The sequence below is a fragment of the Diplocloster agilis genome (assembly GCF_019042275.1).
Classification (GTDB): domain Bacteria; phylum Bacillota; class Clostridia; order Lachnospirales; family Lachnospiraceae; genus Diplocloster; species Diplocloster agilis.
On the sequence record NZ_JAHQCW010000014.1, the window covers coordinates 37582 to 52884 of the forward strand.

9 protein-coding genes, 1 pseudogene and 1 CRISPR repeat array are annotated in these 15303 nt (G+C 48.3%); of the genes and pseudogenes, 3 read left to right on the forward strand and 7 right to left on the reverse strand.

Going from position 1 to position 15303, the window contains the following annotated elements; all coding sequences use genetic code 11:
• Positions 1–3: 3 nt before the first annotated feature.
• From KTH89_RS10045 to KTH89_RS10055, 3 genes are all read right to left on the reverse strand, one after another.
• The gene (locus tag KTH89_RS10045; protein WP_158344116.1) at positions 4–840 is read right to left on the reverse strand and encodes a carbohydrate ABC transporter permease; all 837 of its coding nucleotides are present in this window, start codon (positions 838–840) and stop codon (positions 4–6) included.
• Positions 841–851: 11 nt separating this feature from the next.
• Positions 852–1736 carry a carbohydrate ABC transporter permease gene (locus tag KTH89_RS10050; RefSeq protein ID WP_158344115.1) on the reverse strand — a complete coding sequence of 295 codons (885 nt, stop codon included), beginning with the start codon at positions 1734–1736 and terminating at the stop codon, positions 852–854.
• Positions 1737–3334: 1598 nt separating this feature from the next.
• On the reverse strand, positions 3335–4735 hold the full coding sequence (locus KTH89_RS10055) for an ABC transporter substrate-binding protein (protein WP_158344114.1): 1401 nt from the start codon (positions 4733–4735) through the stop codon (positions 3335–3337).
• Positions 4736–5116: 381 nt separating this feature from the next.
• Here KTH89_RS10055 and KTH89_RS10060 point away from each other — a divergent pair, with 381 nt between their 5' ends.
• The 3 genes and pseudogenes from KTH89_RS10060 (at position 5117) to KTH89_RS25215 (ending at position 8521) form a co-directional block, all read left to right on the forward strand.
• Positions 5117–6865: a cache domain-containing sensor histidine kinase gene (locus KTH89_RS10060; protein WP_158344113.1), complete on the forward strand. Its 1749-nt coding sequence runs from the start codon at positions 5117–5119 to the stop codon at positions 6863–6865.
• Positions 6866–6883: 18 nt separating this feature from the next.
• A pseudogene (locus KTH89_RS25210) lies at positions 6884–7213 on the forward strand (response regulator); the annotation flags it as partial.
• A 903-nt stretch (positions 7214–8116) separates the two neighbouring features.
• Positions 8117–8521, forward strand: a complete 405-nt coding sequence (locus tag KTH89_RS25215) for a helix-turn-helix transcriptional regulator (RefSeq protein WP_408639961.1) — start codon at positions 8117–8119, stop codon at positions 8519–8521.
• A 349-nt stretch (positions 8522–8870) separates the two neighbouring features.
• A CRISPR array of direct repeats spans positions 8871–9438; the repeat unit is 33 nt; unit sequence ATTTCTATCCACACAGCCAACGTAGGCTGTGAC.
• Between the two features lie 302 nt (positions 9439–9740).
• Here KTH89_RS25215 and KTH89_RS10070 read toward each other — a convergent pair.
• From KTH89_RS10070 to KTH89_RS10085, 4 genes are all read right to left on the reverse strand, one after another.
• Complete coding sequence (locus tag KTH89_RS10070; protein WP_158344111.1) at positions 9741–11852, reverse strand: polyribonucleotide nucleotidyltransferase; 2112 nt, start codon at positions 11850–11852, stop codon at positions 9741–9743.
• A gap of 291 nt (positions 11853–12143) precedes the next feature.
• On the reverse strand, positions 12144–12410 hold the full coding sequence (gene rpsO, locus KTH89_RS10075; RefSeq protein ID WP_158344110.1) for a 30S ribosomal protein S15: 267 nt from the start codon (positions 12408–12410) through the stop codon (positions 12144–12146).
• Positions 12411–12810: 400 nt separating this feature from the next.
• Complete coding sequence (locus KTH89_RS10080; RefSeq protein ID WP_238721499.1) at positions 12811–13593, reverse strand: sulfite exporter TauE/SafE family protein; 783 nt, start codon at positions 13591–13593, stop codon at positions 12811–12813.
• Between the two features lie 84 nt (positions 13594–13677).
• Positions 13678–15297 (reverse strand): sulfatase family protein, encoded by a 1620-nt coding sequence (locus KTH89_RS10085; protein ID WP_158344108.1) that lies wholly within the window; start codon positions 15295–15297, stop codon positions 13678–13680.
• Between the last annotated feature and the right edge of the window lie 6 nt (positions 15298–15303).

Genomic DNA, 15303 nt, shown 5'->3' on the forward strand with positions numbered 1-15303 from the left:
TCGCTATTTTAATATCGCGCCGGCAGAGAAGGTTTTCTCCACCTGATTGCTGAAAAATACAAACAGCAGCACCGGCAGAATACTGGTGATTACCATAGCCGCGAACATGCCGCCGTAATCCGTCCCGTATTTTCCGGAAGAATAGTTCATCAGCGCGATCGGCAGCGTCCGGTATTTTTCCCCGTTAATCAGCACCAGAGCATAGATGAATTCATTCCAGCTGTTAATAAATGTATTGATACACATAGTGGCCACCGCCGGTTTGATGATGGGCGTGATAATCTTAAACAGAATCGTAAAGATACCGGCTCCGTCCATTACCGCCGCCTCTTCCATCTCCATGGGAATCCCCTTCATAAAACTGCAGGCCATAAGGGTCGCCATGGCAATATTAAAAGCGGATATCGTCAGGATCAAAGACATGGGATTATTGACCAGATGCATTTCCCGCAGCATGACGAAGATCGGCACGATAACGATCTGGGACGGAAGCAGGATGCCAAGGGTTACCACTTTATTTAATTTCCCCGCCCCTTTCCATCTCATTCTGGTCAGCGCGTAAGCCAGCATGGTGGCGGAGACCACCGTCAGCACCAGGGTAGCCCCGGTCACAATCACACTGTTCAAAAAGAATTTCAAGATATCCCGGTTAAACAGCGCATCCGTATAATTCTCAAATTTCCAGAACGAGGGCAGTCCAAAAGAGCTCCCCGTCATAATCTCCGAAGTATCCTTAAAAGAGTTCAGCAGCATCCAGAACAGAGGATATACGGAACAAAACGCACAGATACCGAAGATTACCGTCAGTACCACCCGGATCCATTTATGTTGTATTCTCATTTCTTTCCCTCCTACTCCGCACTTCTGCCTTTTTTAAACAGCCAGTTAATCACAGCCAGCACCACACAGGTTTCCAGGATCACCACCAGGCCCACCGCAGCGGCCAGACCATACCGCTGATTCGAAAAGGCCTGCTTATACATATACATCATCACCGTAGTGGTCAGATCTCCCGGCCCTCCGCCTGTCATAATATAAACCTGCGGAAACGTAAACAGACCGCCGATGGCCGATATGGTCACACACATCTTCGCCACATCCTTAAGCAGCGGCAGCGTGATATGCCTTACTGTCTGCCAAAAGCCCGCCCCATCCAGCTGCGCCGCTTCAAAGTAACTCTCCGGGATCGCCTTGATCCCCGAGTACGACATCAAAAGATCCATACCGAACATCCACCACATACCTACAATCGCGATACAGACCATAGCCGTCTTCGGATTAATGAGCCATTCATTCTGCAAAAATCCCAATCCGATCTTATCCAGCATTGTATTCAAAAGTCCCCAGTCCGCATGGTAAATGGTCAGCCACAACTGGGAGATAACCGATATCGACAGCACCAGCGGGATAATAAATGCCGTACGCAATATTTTCTGAGTCTTAGGTCCCAGCGTACACAGAAGAATCGACACCGCGATCGCCAGGATCGCGTTACAAATCACCGCCAGCAGGCACAGGCCCAGAGACGCCAGATTAGCTCTCATGAATCCATCATCCGTAAACAGCTGTACAAAATTCTTAAATCCGATAAACTTAGCCGGTGTCAGGCCGTCCGTCTTCTGGAGGGACATGACCACTATATTCAAGATGGGATACAACACAAAGGCAATCAGCAGCAGCATGGCCGGAGCACACAGCAAAAAGATATACCATTTGTTCCCTAACACTTTCTTCATATTTTCTTCGTTCCTTTCCTTTATTAATTTTAGTTTTTAAAGGGCCGGGGCGGGATGGGGCCGGGGCGGGATGGCGCAAGGGCAGCCTGGGGGCGGAGGAGCATACGGAACGGGCGCCAAATCGCTTCGGCCGTGCCTAAGAACGGGTAACTCCGAAGAGGACGAAACCTCCGATTAGCAGGGCCCGGGGCAAACTCGCCAAAGAACGCTCAGACAGTGCCCCGGGCCCTGCGAGGTTTCGTCCTCTTCTGCGTAACCCGTTCTAAGGCGCGGCCTCAAGCGATTTGGCGCCCGTTCCGTATGCTCCTCCGCCCCCAGGCTGCCCTTGCGCCATCCCGCCCCTACTTTGGTGATACCTTAGATTCATATTCTGACTACACTATTTGTGAAGTGTTACCGTATGAACATTATGTAAGCTCAAATAATGTGTTTTTACTTCATATGTTTTTACTATGATACGCTTTTACTATGTTGCTCTTTTACTATGTTACGCTTTTACTATGTCGCTCTTTTACTATGTTGCTCTTATATGTTTGTTATATGTTTGTTACAGTTCTGTTTATCTTATAGTTGTGTTTAGTTGTGTTCATTATAGAAACATTTTACGTTCACAAGAATAATATTTTGCACACTTATGTTTTCTATAGTAACATTCATCATGTTTATGTTTACTATAAAAACATCTTGCATAGTTAAATTAGCTATAATAACGTTTTCTATAATTACATTTGCGATTTACATATTTTCACTTAATCTACTCACTTAATCTGGAATTAGAACGGTTGCATTGCGATTTACAACTAAGGACTACATTTTTAATAACTGAATTTATTTAAATTTATTATCCATAACTATATTTCCTATTATCATACTTAACAGCATCCCATTAATACATACCCTTCGGGCGGATTCGCAGCATCCGCTGCTCAATAATGTATACTTTTTCTATAGTTATATTTTCCTTTAGTTACGTTATATCTAATATTTGGGGGTTGTACTTTTTAAACTTTAGTTGAATATTGAAGAAAACTTTACAATATTACTTATCAAAACGGAATTCACTTTTCAGTACAAAAGCTCCCAAATAAAAGCTATCCTCTAACCTTTATACCTCAAAAAGAAAATTTCCATTTCATACTCTTCTATTTCTATTCCGTATTATCTCTGATACAAAGTCAAACAAACCTTAACACCAATCCCTTTAACTAACCAGATCTCAGCACCGCAGAACCCGCCGCTCATCTGAACTATCCCATATCCAGAAGAATTGAACATAGAACTTGGCCTGTTATAGTGTAGGGATGAGCGGGAAGCGGCGGGGCCTTGCGGGGTGGGATGACAAATCCCGCGGGACCAAATCGCTTGAGGCTGGTCTTAGAACGGGTTACGCAGATGATGGGAGAACCTCGCAGGGCCTGGAACACTGTCCGAGCCGCATTTTGGCGAGTTTGTTCCAGGCCCTGCCAATAAGAGGTTCTCCCATCATCGGAGTTACCCGTTCTTAGGCCGGCCGAAGCGATTTGGCCCCGCGGGATTTGTCATCCCACCCCGCAAGGCCCCGCCGCTTCTCACTCATCCCGGCCCTCAAAAAACCATCTCTATTCTTCCAAAGCCGCCTTATCCATGTCAGCCAGATAATCCGCCACTCCGTAATCCGCAGTATTGGTCATAAACTTACTGGTTGACTGCATTACTCCTGAGGATGCGGCCGCCGTCGGCATCACGTCCTGTACCAGACCATATACAAAACCAAAGTTCTGCATGTCGGCTGCCAGCTGTGCTACCGGCTCAGCAAATTCTTTGTCGTATTTCCAGCCCATTACGTCCGCTTTGTATACGGTGAAGGGATTTCCTTTCTCTTCGTATACATATTTGCAGCGGAGCTCGGCAACTGCCTGGCAAAGCGCTACTGCTTCTTCAGGGTGTTCGGTTCCTGCGTATACCATCATACCGGAATTCTGTTTTACACCGCCTGCGCAGTTTTTGCCGTATTTGTCTGCATCTGCATCGTTGACTACCGGATAGTAGAAATATCCGAAATCTTCGCCCATTTTATCGGCACAGGAAGCCACTGCCCAGGAACCGTTGGCCATCATAGCCGCTTTGCCGGTCTCGAATAACGGCAGAGCTTCGTCGATACCGGTCAGCGCCACGTTCTTGGAGAACGCGCCCATGTCCATCAGCTCTTTCATGACTTCCGCACCCTTGGTGTAGGGTTCATCGGAGAATTTTGCCTGTCCGTCCACGATCTTTTTGGTAATTTCCGGATCGATCGAGTATGCGAATCCTTCTACCATCATGGCTGCGCACCAGCCATCTTTGGCTCCTACAGAGATCGGAACGATTTCAGTTTTTGCCAGAGTCTCGACAACTTTCTTTAACTCGGTTACTGTCTTGGGTACTTCCAGATTATTGTCTGCGAAGATTTTCTTGTTGTACAGCATGATTTCGTAGGAAATATCCTCAAAGGGGATTCCGTATGTATGTCCGTCGGCTGCCGGCAGTTTGGCGGAAGGGATTACTTTGTCCCAGTAACCGCTGGCTTCCAGATACTCATCCAGGGGCAGCGCGCTCTTGGATTCCAGGATCGGAGTCGCCCAGCTTCCGCCTCTCTCCCACCATACGTCCAGGCCTTCTCCGCCTGCCGCGATCATGGTTCTGACTTTGGTCTCATAGGTCTGGGCATCCCCAGGGCTCATTTCCAGCTCTACTTCCACATTGGGCAGAACTTCCGGCAGATGTTCCATCACATATTTCATTTCTTCCTGAACATTTTCATCGGTATCGTTAAATAACATATTGAGTTTTACTTTTTCTCCGGAAGCCGCCGTATCCTTGGGCGCTTCCCCCGCATCTGTATCCGCAGGCTTTTCCGTCTGGGTCTGAGCCGGCTCCTGAGCCGCTGTTTCCTTATCCCCACCGGAGCTGCCACAGGCGGTCAGCGTGCCGATCATGGCTGTTGCCAGTACCAGGGACATCCATTTCTTCCATTTACACATTTTATTTCCTCCCTTTTTTCACTGCCTTTGATACTCCTCGCATTTCCCGGCTTGTTTTCAATTCCGTTTCCAGGTTCTTTATGCGGGCTTATCAGGCGCCTTTGATGTCTTTATCCTAAATCATTTTCTTTTCTGAGAGAATGGAATTTTACGACCTCACATGGAAAAAACGAATCGCTTCGCGGAAACCGCTGTCCATTTTCATGTCTCTATTATATAATAAGAACGTTCTATTGAATACTCACTATACATGATTGGGCATTGGACCGGGAATACTATGGATCCGCCCGAAGGGCATGTATGAATGGGTTACTGTTCAGTATAGCTGACGGCTGCATTCAATTAGTATTGCCACTATCCTGCGAGGTAAGGAGATATGGGATGAAAATTTCAACCATCTGGAAACAGTTAAATTTAAAGAAAAAGGTGCTGCTGCTCTTTTTGCCGCTCAATGTGATATCGATCCTGATGATTCTGGTTCTCTCCATTTCCCTGATGGTCCACAATGGCAAGAAGGAAATGATGCAGAATTCCATGGACAAACTGATTCTTGTCTGTGATCAGGCGGACCGGATTGTCTCTAATGTGAAATATAATATTAAGGCGTTTTCCACCAGTTCCGCCCTTCAGACGGCTATCTGTACCTCTTATCCGGATAATACATACGGAAGCTATATGTTTTCTACTGCCATGCATTCTTCTGTCTATAATATTATGGATATCGGCAGCCTGGTGTACGACGGCTATGTGCAGACTTTTGACGGCAGGGTGTTTGATATTAAAACCGATGAGATCAGCGAGCCTACGCCGGAAATGCAGAAGCTTTATGAGGAGATTACCGCGAAAGGCGGACAGATGATTTTTGGGCCTCCCAGGGAAAAAAGCGGGCAGAGCGCTTTTAATATTTCCAAATCCCTGATCGATATTGATACCGGTGTTTGTCTGGGGATTCTGTCGTTTGACGTGAAAGAGGATTTGTTTTATGAGTCTTACCGGAATATTTCTGATGAAAATGATGAGATGTTTTTTATCACAGATGCGGACGGGACGATCGTGTCTTCCCAGAACCGGGCGCTCCTGCAGACTCCCGTGCCGGATGAGGCGTACAGTCTGACCGTGGATCAGACGAAGAATTCCAAGGTTCTTTCCTGGGATCAGCGCCGCAGCCTGATGCTGACCTCACCGACCCAGTCCGGGAATTTTCATGTCTTTTATACAATGAGTTATTACCGGGTGTACCGGGAAGCTCTGAGCCTGACGTTACTGTTGTCTGTGATTGGTTTACTGGTGCTGGCCATAACGATCCTGCTTTCCCAGATATTGGCCAAAAGCCTGGTACGGCCCATCCGCCAGCTAGCGGATTACGCCGACGAAGCCGGCAAAGGTAACTTCGGCGCGCCGGTGCCGGTCAAATCAAGCGATGAGATCGGATTTCTGGCCGACCGATTCCAGCACATGAGCAATAATATCCGGGAATTGACCACCCGTATTTATAATGAGCAGAATCAGCGGCGGGAGTATGAGTTGAAGCTGATGCAGGCGCAGATCAATCCCCATTTTCTCTATAACTGCCTGGATAATATCAGCAGTCTGGTTACCGATGATAAAAAGGAAACCGCCACATCCATGATCTTTCATCTGGGGCGTTATTACCGGGGAATTCTAAGCAAGGGCCGCAACCTGATCACCATTCGGGAGGAACTTCATATGATCCGGGATTATCTGGAAATCCAGTTAATACGGACACCCGGTCTATTTACCTATGAGATCGAAGCGGACGAGGATCTGAAAGAACTGAAAATTCTGAAGATGCTGCTGCAGCCTCTGGTGGAAAATACGGTTCTCCACGGTTTCGCGGGATATCGGGAAGATGGCCACATCCGCATCCGGGTAACCTCCGACAGCGAACAGATCATCTGTATCACAGTCTCAGATGACGGCCGCGGCATTTCCGAAGAAACACTGAACTCCCTGTTCGTCCCCACGGCCATCTCCATGCCGAAGCATTTCGGGATTCAGAATGTCCAGGAACGGATCCGGTTGAAATATGGCAATTCTTACGGACTCACGATCCATTCCGTTCCCGGAGTTGAAACGAACATCACCATGCGTTTTCCTAAAACCTATTAACTGCCTGGAGGAGATGTCATGTATAAAATATTATTTGTAGATGATGACCCGCTGATCCTGCGAAGACTCCATCAGATTCTGGACTGGTCCTCCATGGGCTTTCAGATCCTGCCGGATGCCGCCGACGGCCTGGCCGCTCTTGAAATTATGAAAAATGAAGTTCCGGATGTGATGATCTGTGATATTAACATGCCCAACATGGACGGCCTGCAGCTGGCGGAACAGGTACGGGACACACATCCGAACGTCCAGTGTGTGATGCTGACCGTAAATGACAGCTTCGGCTGCGCCCAGCAGGCTTTGAATATCGGCGTGTACCATTATTTATTGAAACCCATAGAACCAAAAAAGCTGGAAAGTCTGATGCAGAAGGTGCTGGAACAGCTCAATTCCTCCAGACAGCAGGACCAGTATGTCTCTCATCTGTACAACAAGGCCATGGTCAGTGAAAAAATGATCCGGGATAAATTCCTGAACTGGGTCGTATCCGGCCGGCAGCCCTTAAGCGAGCAGCAATTGATCGATAAATTCCGCTTTTACCGGCTTCCCATCGACGCCAGGGAATTCGAAATTATCTCGCTCCACATCAACGCGTTTGAAAAGCACCTGCTGGATGAGACGGATATCGACGATCTGCTGGGTACGGTTACCAAATGTGTGGAGGACACTCTCTGCGATTACCAGAACTGCGTGGTGTTCAGCGACTCCTTCTATCACCTGAACATCCTCCTGGGTTCCAATCCCCGGGACTTAAGCTTTTCTCAAAATGTACGCCTGATCTGCCAGAGTCTCCGGGAAGGACTGCTGTTTAATCTGAACCTGCCGGTTACGATATTCTACAGCAGGCGCTATCAGGGCTATCAGAATATCTACCGTTGTTACTATGACACCAAATTTTTATCCAAATATACCCAGGCGGTCATGGATATGGGGATCATTTCCTTTGATGATTATATGCGTGCGTCTATGAGGAATCCCATTGATTTTGACAGCATCCGCTCCTGTGTGCTCAAACAGCTGCGCACCGGCAATGCCGGGGATCTGGCCGTTTACGTGGAACAGACGTTTATGGGACAGGCGGTTCATGGGAAATCCCCGTCTTCCGGTCCGCTCCAGGCTATTGCCATGGATTTTGAAAGTTTTAACATGCTGCGGATCGATCTTATTATGACCGGCATGATGTTTTTACAGGAAAATAAAACTGCGCTGGCGGATGTCTTTGACAAATACTATGATCCCCTGACCGAGGTCATGGACCGGGACCAGCCGGCGGATTGTATCGAATTTATCTGCGGTTTCTATCGCCAGATCCTTGTATTCGTCCGCTCGGGCAAGGTATCTTCCGGCAGAAGGCTGGCTGAGAAGTGCGTGGAATTGATCGGGCAGAATATTTCCAACCCGGATCTGAATGTCAAATGGCTGGCTTCGCAGCTGTACGTCAATGAAAACTACCTGAGCCGTCAGTTCCACAAGGAGTTCTCGGTCCCTCTGATTAAGTACATGGGTCAGCAAAGGCTGGAGACCGCAAAGAATTATCTGGACAAGGGATATACGAATCTGCAGCAGGTGGCCCAGATGGTCGGATTTACGGATCCTCTGTATTTCAGTAAGTGTTTTAAGAAACAGTTTGGGGTGGCGCCTTCTAAGTATCGGTAGTTTTGTTTGATGAACGCTTCTGTTGTTTCTTGGGGGGACTGGTATTGTTGTGTGGGATGGGGATTGGTTGGTTATTGTGTTTTTTATAATATGAAGCCCCGGGGGTTTTATAGTTACCCGGGGCTGGTTTGGTTGGTTTGATTGGTATTTCTCTTATTGCTTTTGTAATCTGGGGCTTTGGGTTCTTAGCATGGTATTTATAATAATTGAGTTATGTGAAGCTCGAGCGATATTATGCAGATGCGATCGTTGGCTGTGACAAGTACTCCCGGTTCTTAATGGCAAATCATCTACTTAGCCAACGCAGGCTGTGACGCATGAGTATATGACTTTATTAATGAGAGATCAGATTTCTATCCACACAGACACCGCAGGCTGTGACACGATGTTCTGGCTCTTGCAAAAGTGTATATGACATTTCTATCCACACAGCCAACGCAGGCTGTGACAAAATACGAGGCAGTATTGGGAGGACTTTCCATCATTTCTATCCACACAGCCAACGCAGGCTGTGACTAACCACCCGGGGGTCTGCCAGCGGCCGACCAGGTATTTCTATCCACACAGCCAACGCAGGCTGTGACTCAGCCTTATCATAGAGGATCAATACAGTAGAAAATTTCTATCCACACAGCCAACGTAGGCTGTGACGCAATAACAAATGGCAGGTTGGCCGAATCAGTTGATTTCTATCCACACAGCCAACGTAGGCTGTGACGGATAACGGACAGATTTTTGACATCACAGGCGCAATTTCTATCCACACAGCCAACGTAGGCTGTGACCGTCATCCCTTCACGATTAAAACCTAATTCAGTATTTCTATCCACACAGCCAACGTAGGCTGTGACTGGCAGATATTGAGGATATGGAAGGACCGCAAGATTTCTATCCACACAGCCAACGTAGGCTGTGACAGCAAATACACACAAATTCATCGCCATTTCTTAACCGCATTTCATATCAAATGCACAATTTTCTTCCTATACCATACTAATTATCCATTTTATTTCTAATACAACACATCTTATTCTGGTGCGAATCCCCCAGGCATTTTATGTGTACTTATGGCTCGCACCAAACCATCTTCTATAAACTAGTATACCTCATTAAAGATATTTTGAAAATACGGTAGATGATTCATTATCATCTACCGTATTCTTCGATCAAACTATTTTGCCACAACTATTCAACTGATCTGCCGCCGTTACACCGATCATTATTCAGCTGCTTTATTTTTATATCTCTCTACATCTTTCAGGCTGAAGCTGATTCTGCCCATTTTATCTTTTCCAAGGCATGCCACTTCGATTACATCGCCTAAGGTCAGAACATCTTCTACCGTCTTTACTCTTTCTTTTGCAAGCTTGGAGATGTGGACCATGCCTTCTTTTCCGGGCGCAAACTCAAGGAACGCGCCGAAATCTTTGATGCTGACCACTTTACCGGTGTAGATCTTGCCTTCCTCAAAGTCGGTAACAATAGTATGGATCAGAGCCGAAGCTTTGTCCATGCCTTCTTTTTCAACACCGCAGATGGATACCAGGCCATCGTCGTTGATGTCGATGGAGACGCCACACTGGTCGATGATCGCATTGATCGTCTTACCGCGCTGTCCTACCACATCGCCGATCTGGGAAGGATCGATCTGTACGGTGATAATCTTCGGTGCATATTTTCCAACTTCTTTTCTGGGCTCTGCAATAACAGGTGTCATTACCTCATCCAGGATATAGGTTCTCGCTTCTTTCGTCTTCACAAATGCTTCTTCGATAATGGAACGAGTCAAGCCATGGATCTTAATATCCATCTGGATAGCTGTAATTCCTTTGTGGGTGCCGGCCACTTTGAAGTCCATATCACCGAAGAAATCTTCCAGTCCCTGAATATCTGTCAGCACCAGATAATCGTCATCGGTGTCACCTGTCACCAGACCTACGGAAATACCGGCGACGGCTCTCTTGATGGGCACTCCGGCTGCCATCAGGGACAGGGAGGAAGCGCACACGCTGGCCTGTGAGGTGGAACCGTTGGATTCCATAGTCTCAGATACCGTACGGATGGCATAAGGGAACTCTTCTTCGCTGGGAAGTACCGGAACCAAAGCACGTTCCGCCAGAGCGCCGTGTCCGATCTCACGTCTGCCGGGGCCTCTGGAAGGCTTTGTCTCCCCTACCGAGTAGGACGGGAAGTTGTAGTGGTGCATATATCTCTTACCAGTCTCCGCCTCATCCAGTCCGTCTAATCTCTGGGCTTCGGATAAGGGAGCTAAAGTAGTTACATTCAAGATCTGGGTCTGGCCACGGGTGAACATACCGGAGCCATGCACTCTGGGCAGAAGATCGATTTCTGCGGCCAGCGGACGAATCTGGGTGATCGCACGGCCGTCAGGACGCTTGTGGTCTTTTAAGATCATCTTTCTGACGGTCTTTTTCTGATACTGGTATATTGCTTCACCGATCAGAGGCAGCCAGTCCGGATGTTCCTCTTCGAAGGCTTCCGCCAGCTTATTTTCGATCTCTCTGATATTGCCTTCTCTGACCTGTTTTTCATCGCTGAAGACAGCTACTTCCATCTGTTCCGGAGTCACGATCGCTCTGATCGCCTCATTCAGTTCTTCAGGTATTGCGCAGCTCTCATAGCTGTGTTTTTCCTTACCGAACTCTTCTACTATTTTCTCAATAAACGTAATTACCTGAACGTTTACTTCATGGGCTTTGTAGATTGCTTTGATCATGATATCTTCCGACACTTCATTGGCGCCGGCTTCGATCATAATCACTTTTTCCTTTGTGGACGCCACAGTCAGGGCCATGTCAGAAGCGGCCTTTTGCTCCGCGGTGGGATTCACAACCAGTTCTCCATTTACAAGGCCGATCTGCGTACCGGAGATCGGACCGTCGAAGGGAATATCGGAAATCGAGGTCGCTATAGAAGCTCCGATCATTGCGATGATTTCAGGGCTGCAATCCTGATCGACGGACATAACCAGATTGTTCAAGGTCACATCATTTCGGTAATCTTTCGGGAACAGCGGGCGCATGGGACGGTCAATGACACGGGACGTCAGAATCGCATGCTCGCTGGCCTTACCCTCTCTTTTGTTGAAACCTCCCGGGATTTTTCCTACCGCGTATAATTTCTCCTCATACTCTACGCTCAGCGGGAAGAAATCAATACCCTCTCTGGGCTTGTCGGAAGCGGTGGCCGTACACAGCACGGTCGTATCTCCATAGTGCATGAAAGCCGCACCATTTGCCTGAGCCGCTACTCTTCCGATATCCACGGACAGAGGTCTGCCGGCCAGTTCCATTGTAAAAGTCTTGTACATATTTCTTTATCTCCTTTAAACTTGATCTATTCAGAAAGCGGGAGATTCCGAAACTACTGAAAAACCCATCCGCCATAGCACGGATACCCTTTTCAGTGGTCTCGGCTCTTTCTGCCCGCTAACTTTCACTGGTTAACTGCTGCTTCGTACAGGTCAAAGCCAAACAACATAGATCTCAGGCTGTTTTCACAGCCGGCCGCATTCGCATCCGGATATTTTAGGTCTAATCTGTCTGCCGTATAATTCTGTACGATAAAATGGGGCGGTTACGAGAACCGCCCTCAAAGTTTCTTACTTTCTAAGTCCTAAACGCTCAATCAGAGTACGGTATCTCTCAATATCCATGTCTTTCAGATAAGAAAGCAAGCCTCTTCTCTGACCAACCATTTTGAGAAGACCTCTTCTGGAATGATGATCCTTCGGATGCTCCTGTAAATGCTCGGTTAATTCCTGAATCCTTGCGGTCAGGATGGCTACCTGTACTTCCGGTGAACCGGTGTCGCCTGGTGTTCTTGCATAGTCGGCAATAATTGCCTGTTTCTTTTCTTTCGAAATCATTGTTGTTCTTCCTCCTGTTTTTTTAACCGCCTGGTACTAAGAAAAAGGTCGGAGTGTCCAATTTCCGAATACCGGCTGATTTCTCATACTTGGATAGTATATCATATCTTTCGCATATCCGCAAGATAAAATTACAGCTGATTCCCAGCTAAATTCTAGCCCTAAATTCTAGCTGAATCCGAGGCTAATTACGGCCGATTCCGTTGATTGCAGCCAAGCGAGCCGCGTTTGCTACTTTCATATAGTAAATCAGCAAAGGGGGACATGTCCAAATCAGTTTGGGACATGTCCATTTCGTCCTGTCCATTTTGTCCATTTCAAATCTAATTTTCTTGTCTTCATTGCCCAGTAGTTATAAAAAAGCATTTTCATCGAAATGGACATGTCCCCAATCACCTCATCAGCTAAACTTGACAAAGTTGTAAACATTAATCCCAACAATCACAATCATCAACATCACAAACAGGATCTTCTCCGCCCGTTCCGACACGATCCGGTGTGCCTTGCTTCCCAGCAGGCCCCCCAGCACTCCGCCAATCACCATCACGCCCAGGTATACGCCTGACACTTCCGGGATATTTCTCCCGGCCAGTGTGTGCAGAAGGCTTGCGGCCTGCGAAAACATAATCATATACAGGGAATTCACCGCTGCCGTCTTCACGGACATGGAAAAGAAATAGTAGAGCACGACCAGATTAATCGGTCCGCCGCCGATCCCCAGGAATGAGGACAGTACCCCCAATACCAGCCCGATTCCCAGGCAGGCAGCCGCATTCCTGACCTGCAAGGTATGGATCCGGTCACTGCACAATGTATAGACCAACGTACCCACCGTCAGAACGATCAGCACCAGCGCTTGAATCGCCCCGACCCGGTTCTGATCCCCGAAAAAGCCCATTACATATTGAAACCCGCTTTTCCCGACGACTCCTCCGACCGCCGCCCCAACTGCCAGCGGCGTGGAGGTTTTCCAGTCGATCTTCCCGCTTCCCTGCCGCATCTGCCGGAACACGGATACTACGCTCATGGACAGGACGGTGCAGCCTGACAGGAAACTGATGCCGGCGACTCCCATAATGTTTGCCGCGTCCAGCACCGGCTTTATGATTACTCCGCCGCCGATCCCACAGACTGCTCCAACAACCGACGACAGAAAACTGATGAAAAATATAAGTACTTCCATAGAATCTTCCTTCTTTTATCCGGCCGTTATGTGTGATGCGATTTCCATCCGTCCCGGCAGCGCAAGTGCGGTCCATACAGGCCGCTACAGATAATTTCTCATACCTTTTTGTATCAGATCCCGATAGAATCTTTCCCCGATCCTGCCATCCCTGTCATAGACCCCGTAATAGGGCGCCAGATCCCAGGACATCCCGCCGGATACATCCTTTTCCAGACCGGTACAGGGGATCGTCGGGTTGGCCGTCTTGATCCTGGTCGTCCGAACCAGCCAGCAGTAAAGTTTATATCTAAGCTCCTGCACCACATCCTGGTATGCAGGATCAAAATACAGATTTTTCAGTTCATATGGATCTTGCTCCATATCGAAGAGTTCCCCAAAATCTTCCCCCTGGAATTCCGGAAGATACTGGGTCAGTTTATAGCGTTTTGTATGGATCGTTTTTGTATTCGGATTCTCCGTTACCGCTATATCCCGGATACCGGTGTCATCCCGCAATACCGGCACCGCGCTTCTGCCGTCGGCCCAGTCCGGGCGGGCAAGCCCTGCCAGCTCGCACACTGTGGGCAGAATATCGATGGATTCCACCAGAGAATCCCGCGCCTCGCCCGCCTTTAATTTTCCTTTCCAGGAAAAGATCATGGGTATCCTGGTGACACAGCCAAAACCGATCCCGGGCGCTTTCTCGATCATCCCGTGTTCTCCTGCGAACTCCCCGTGATCCGTCGTATAGACTATGATCGTATTTTCCCTGATGCCCAGCTCATCCAGTTTATCTAACACCCGCCCCATAGCGTCATCCATCTGGGACACGCAGGCATAGTATCCACGCAGCACACGTTTTCTGGCCTCCTCGAAATTCCGGGGTTCGAACAGCATCCAGTCTCCGTTCTTCTGGAAATTCTCTTGGGTGGCCTTCGCCGCTGCCGACCGGTCGTGCATGTCATTTTCCGCGTTTGGCGGCAATTCCAGATCCACGCCCTCATACAGATCCCAAAATTCTTTGCACGGCGCATAGGTCTGATGGGGCCTGGGAACGGTCATCCAGTAACAGAAGGGTTTTTCCTCCTTTACGCACTGCTCGATAAAGCGGTTGGTGCATTTGGCCGTCCATGCCTCCATGGAATGCTCCTTGGGAATTCTGGAAAACCGGGAATCCACACACTGGCCTTTCCTGTGTTCGTTTTGCTCGAACCATTCCTGCAGGATCTTGTCATCCCGATCCTCATACAGCCCATGCTCGGCTAAATAGACCGAATAGTCATCCCCCTTTAATCCCTGGCAGCCCTCTTCCATCCGGCGGTTCCAGGGCCTGACCGGATGCTCAAAGCCGTATCCGTCTCCCACATAGTCACAGTGATCCGATACCCATCCGGCCGGCGTATGTAATTTTCCCGCCGCTCCCGTCTGGTAGCCCTGCTCTTTGAAATATTCAAAGATATTCGGCAGGCGCTCCGGTTTTTCTCCCATCAGGCCATAGTAACCGATGTTATGGGCGTACTGTCCGCTGAGCATACACATCCTGGACGGGGTACAGATGGGATTCTGCGTAAATGCATGATCTATTTTGATTCCGTCTCTGGCCAAACGGTCCAGATTCGGCGTGATTACCTGTTTATTGCCGTAACAACCCAAGGCCCTGGCGCTGTGCTGGTCGCTGTGCAGTATCAGGACATTTGGCATACGTTGTTTTTCGTTCTTCACATTTAC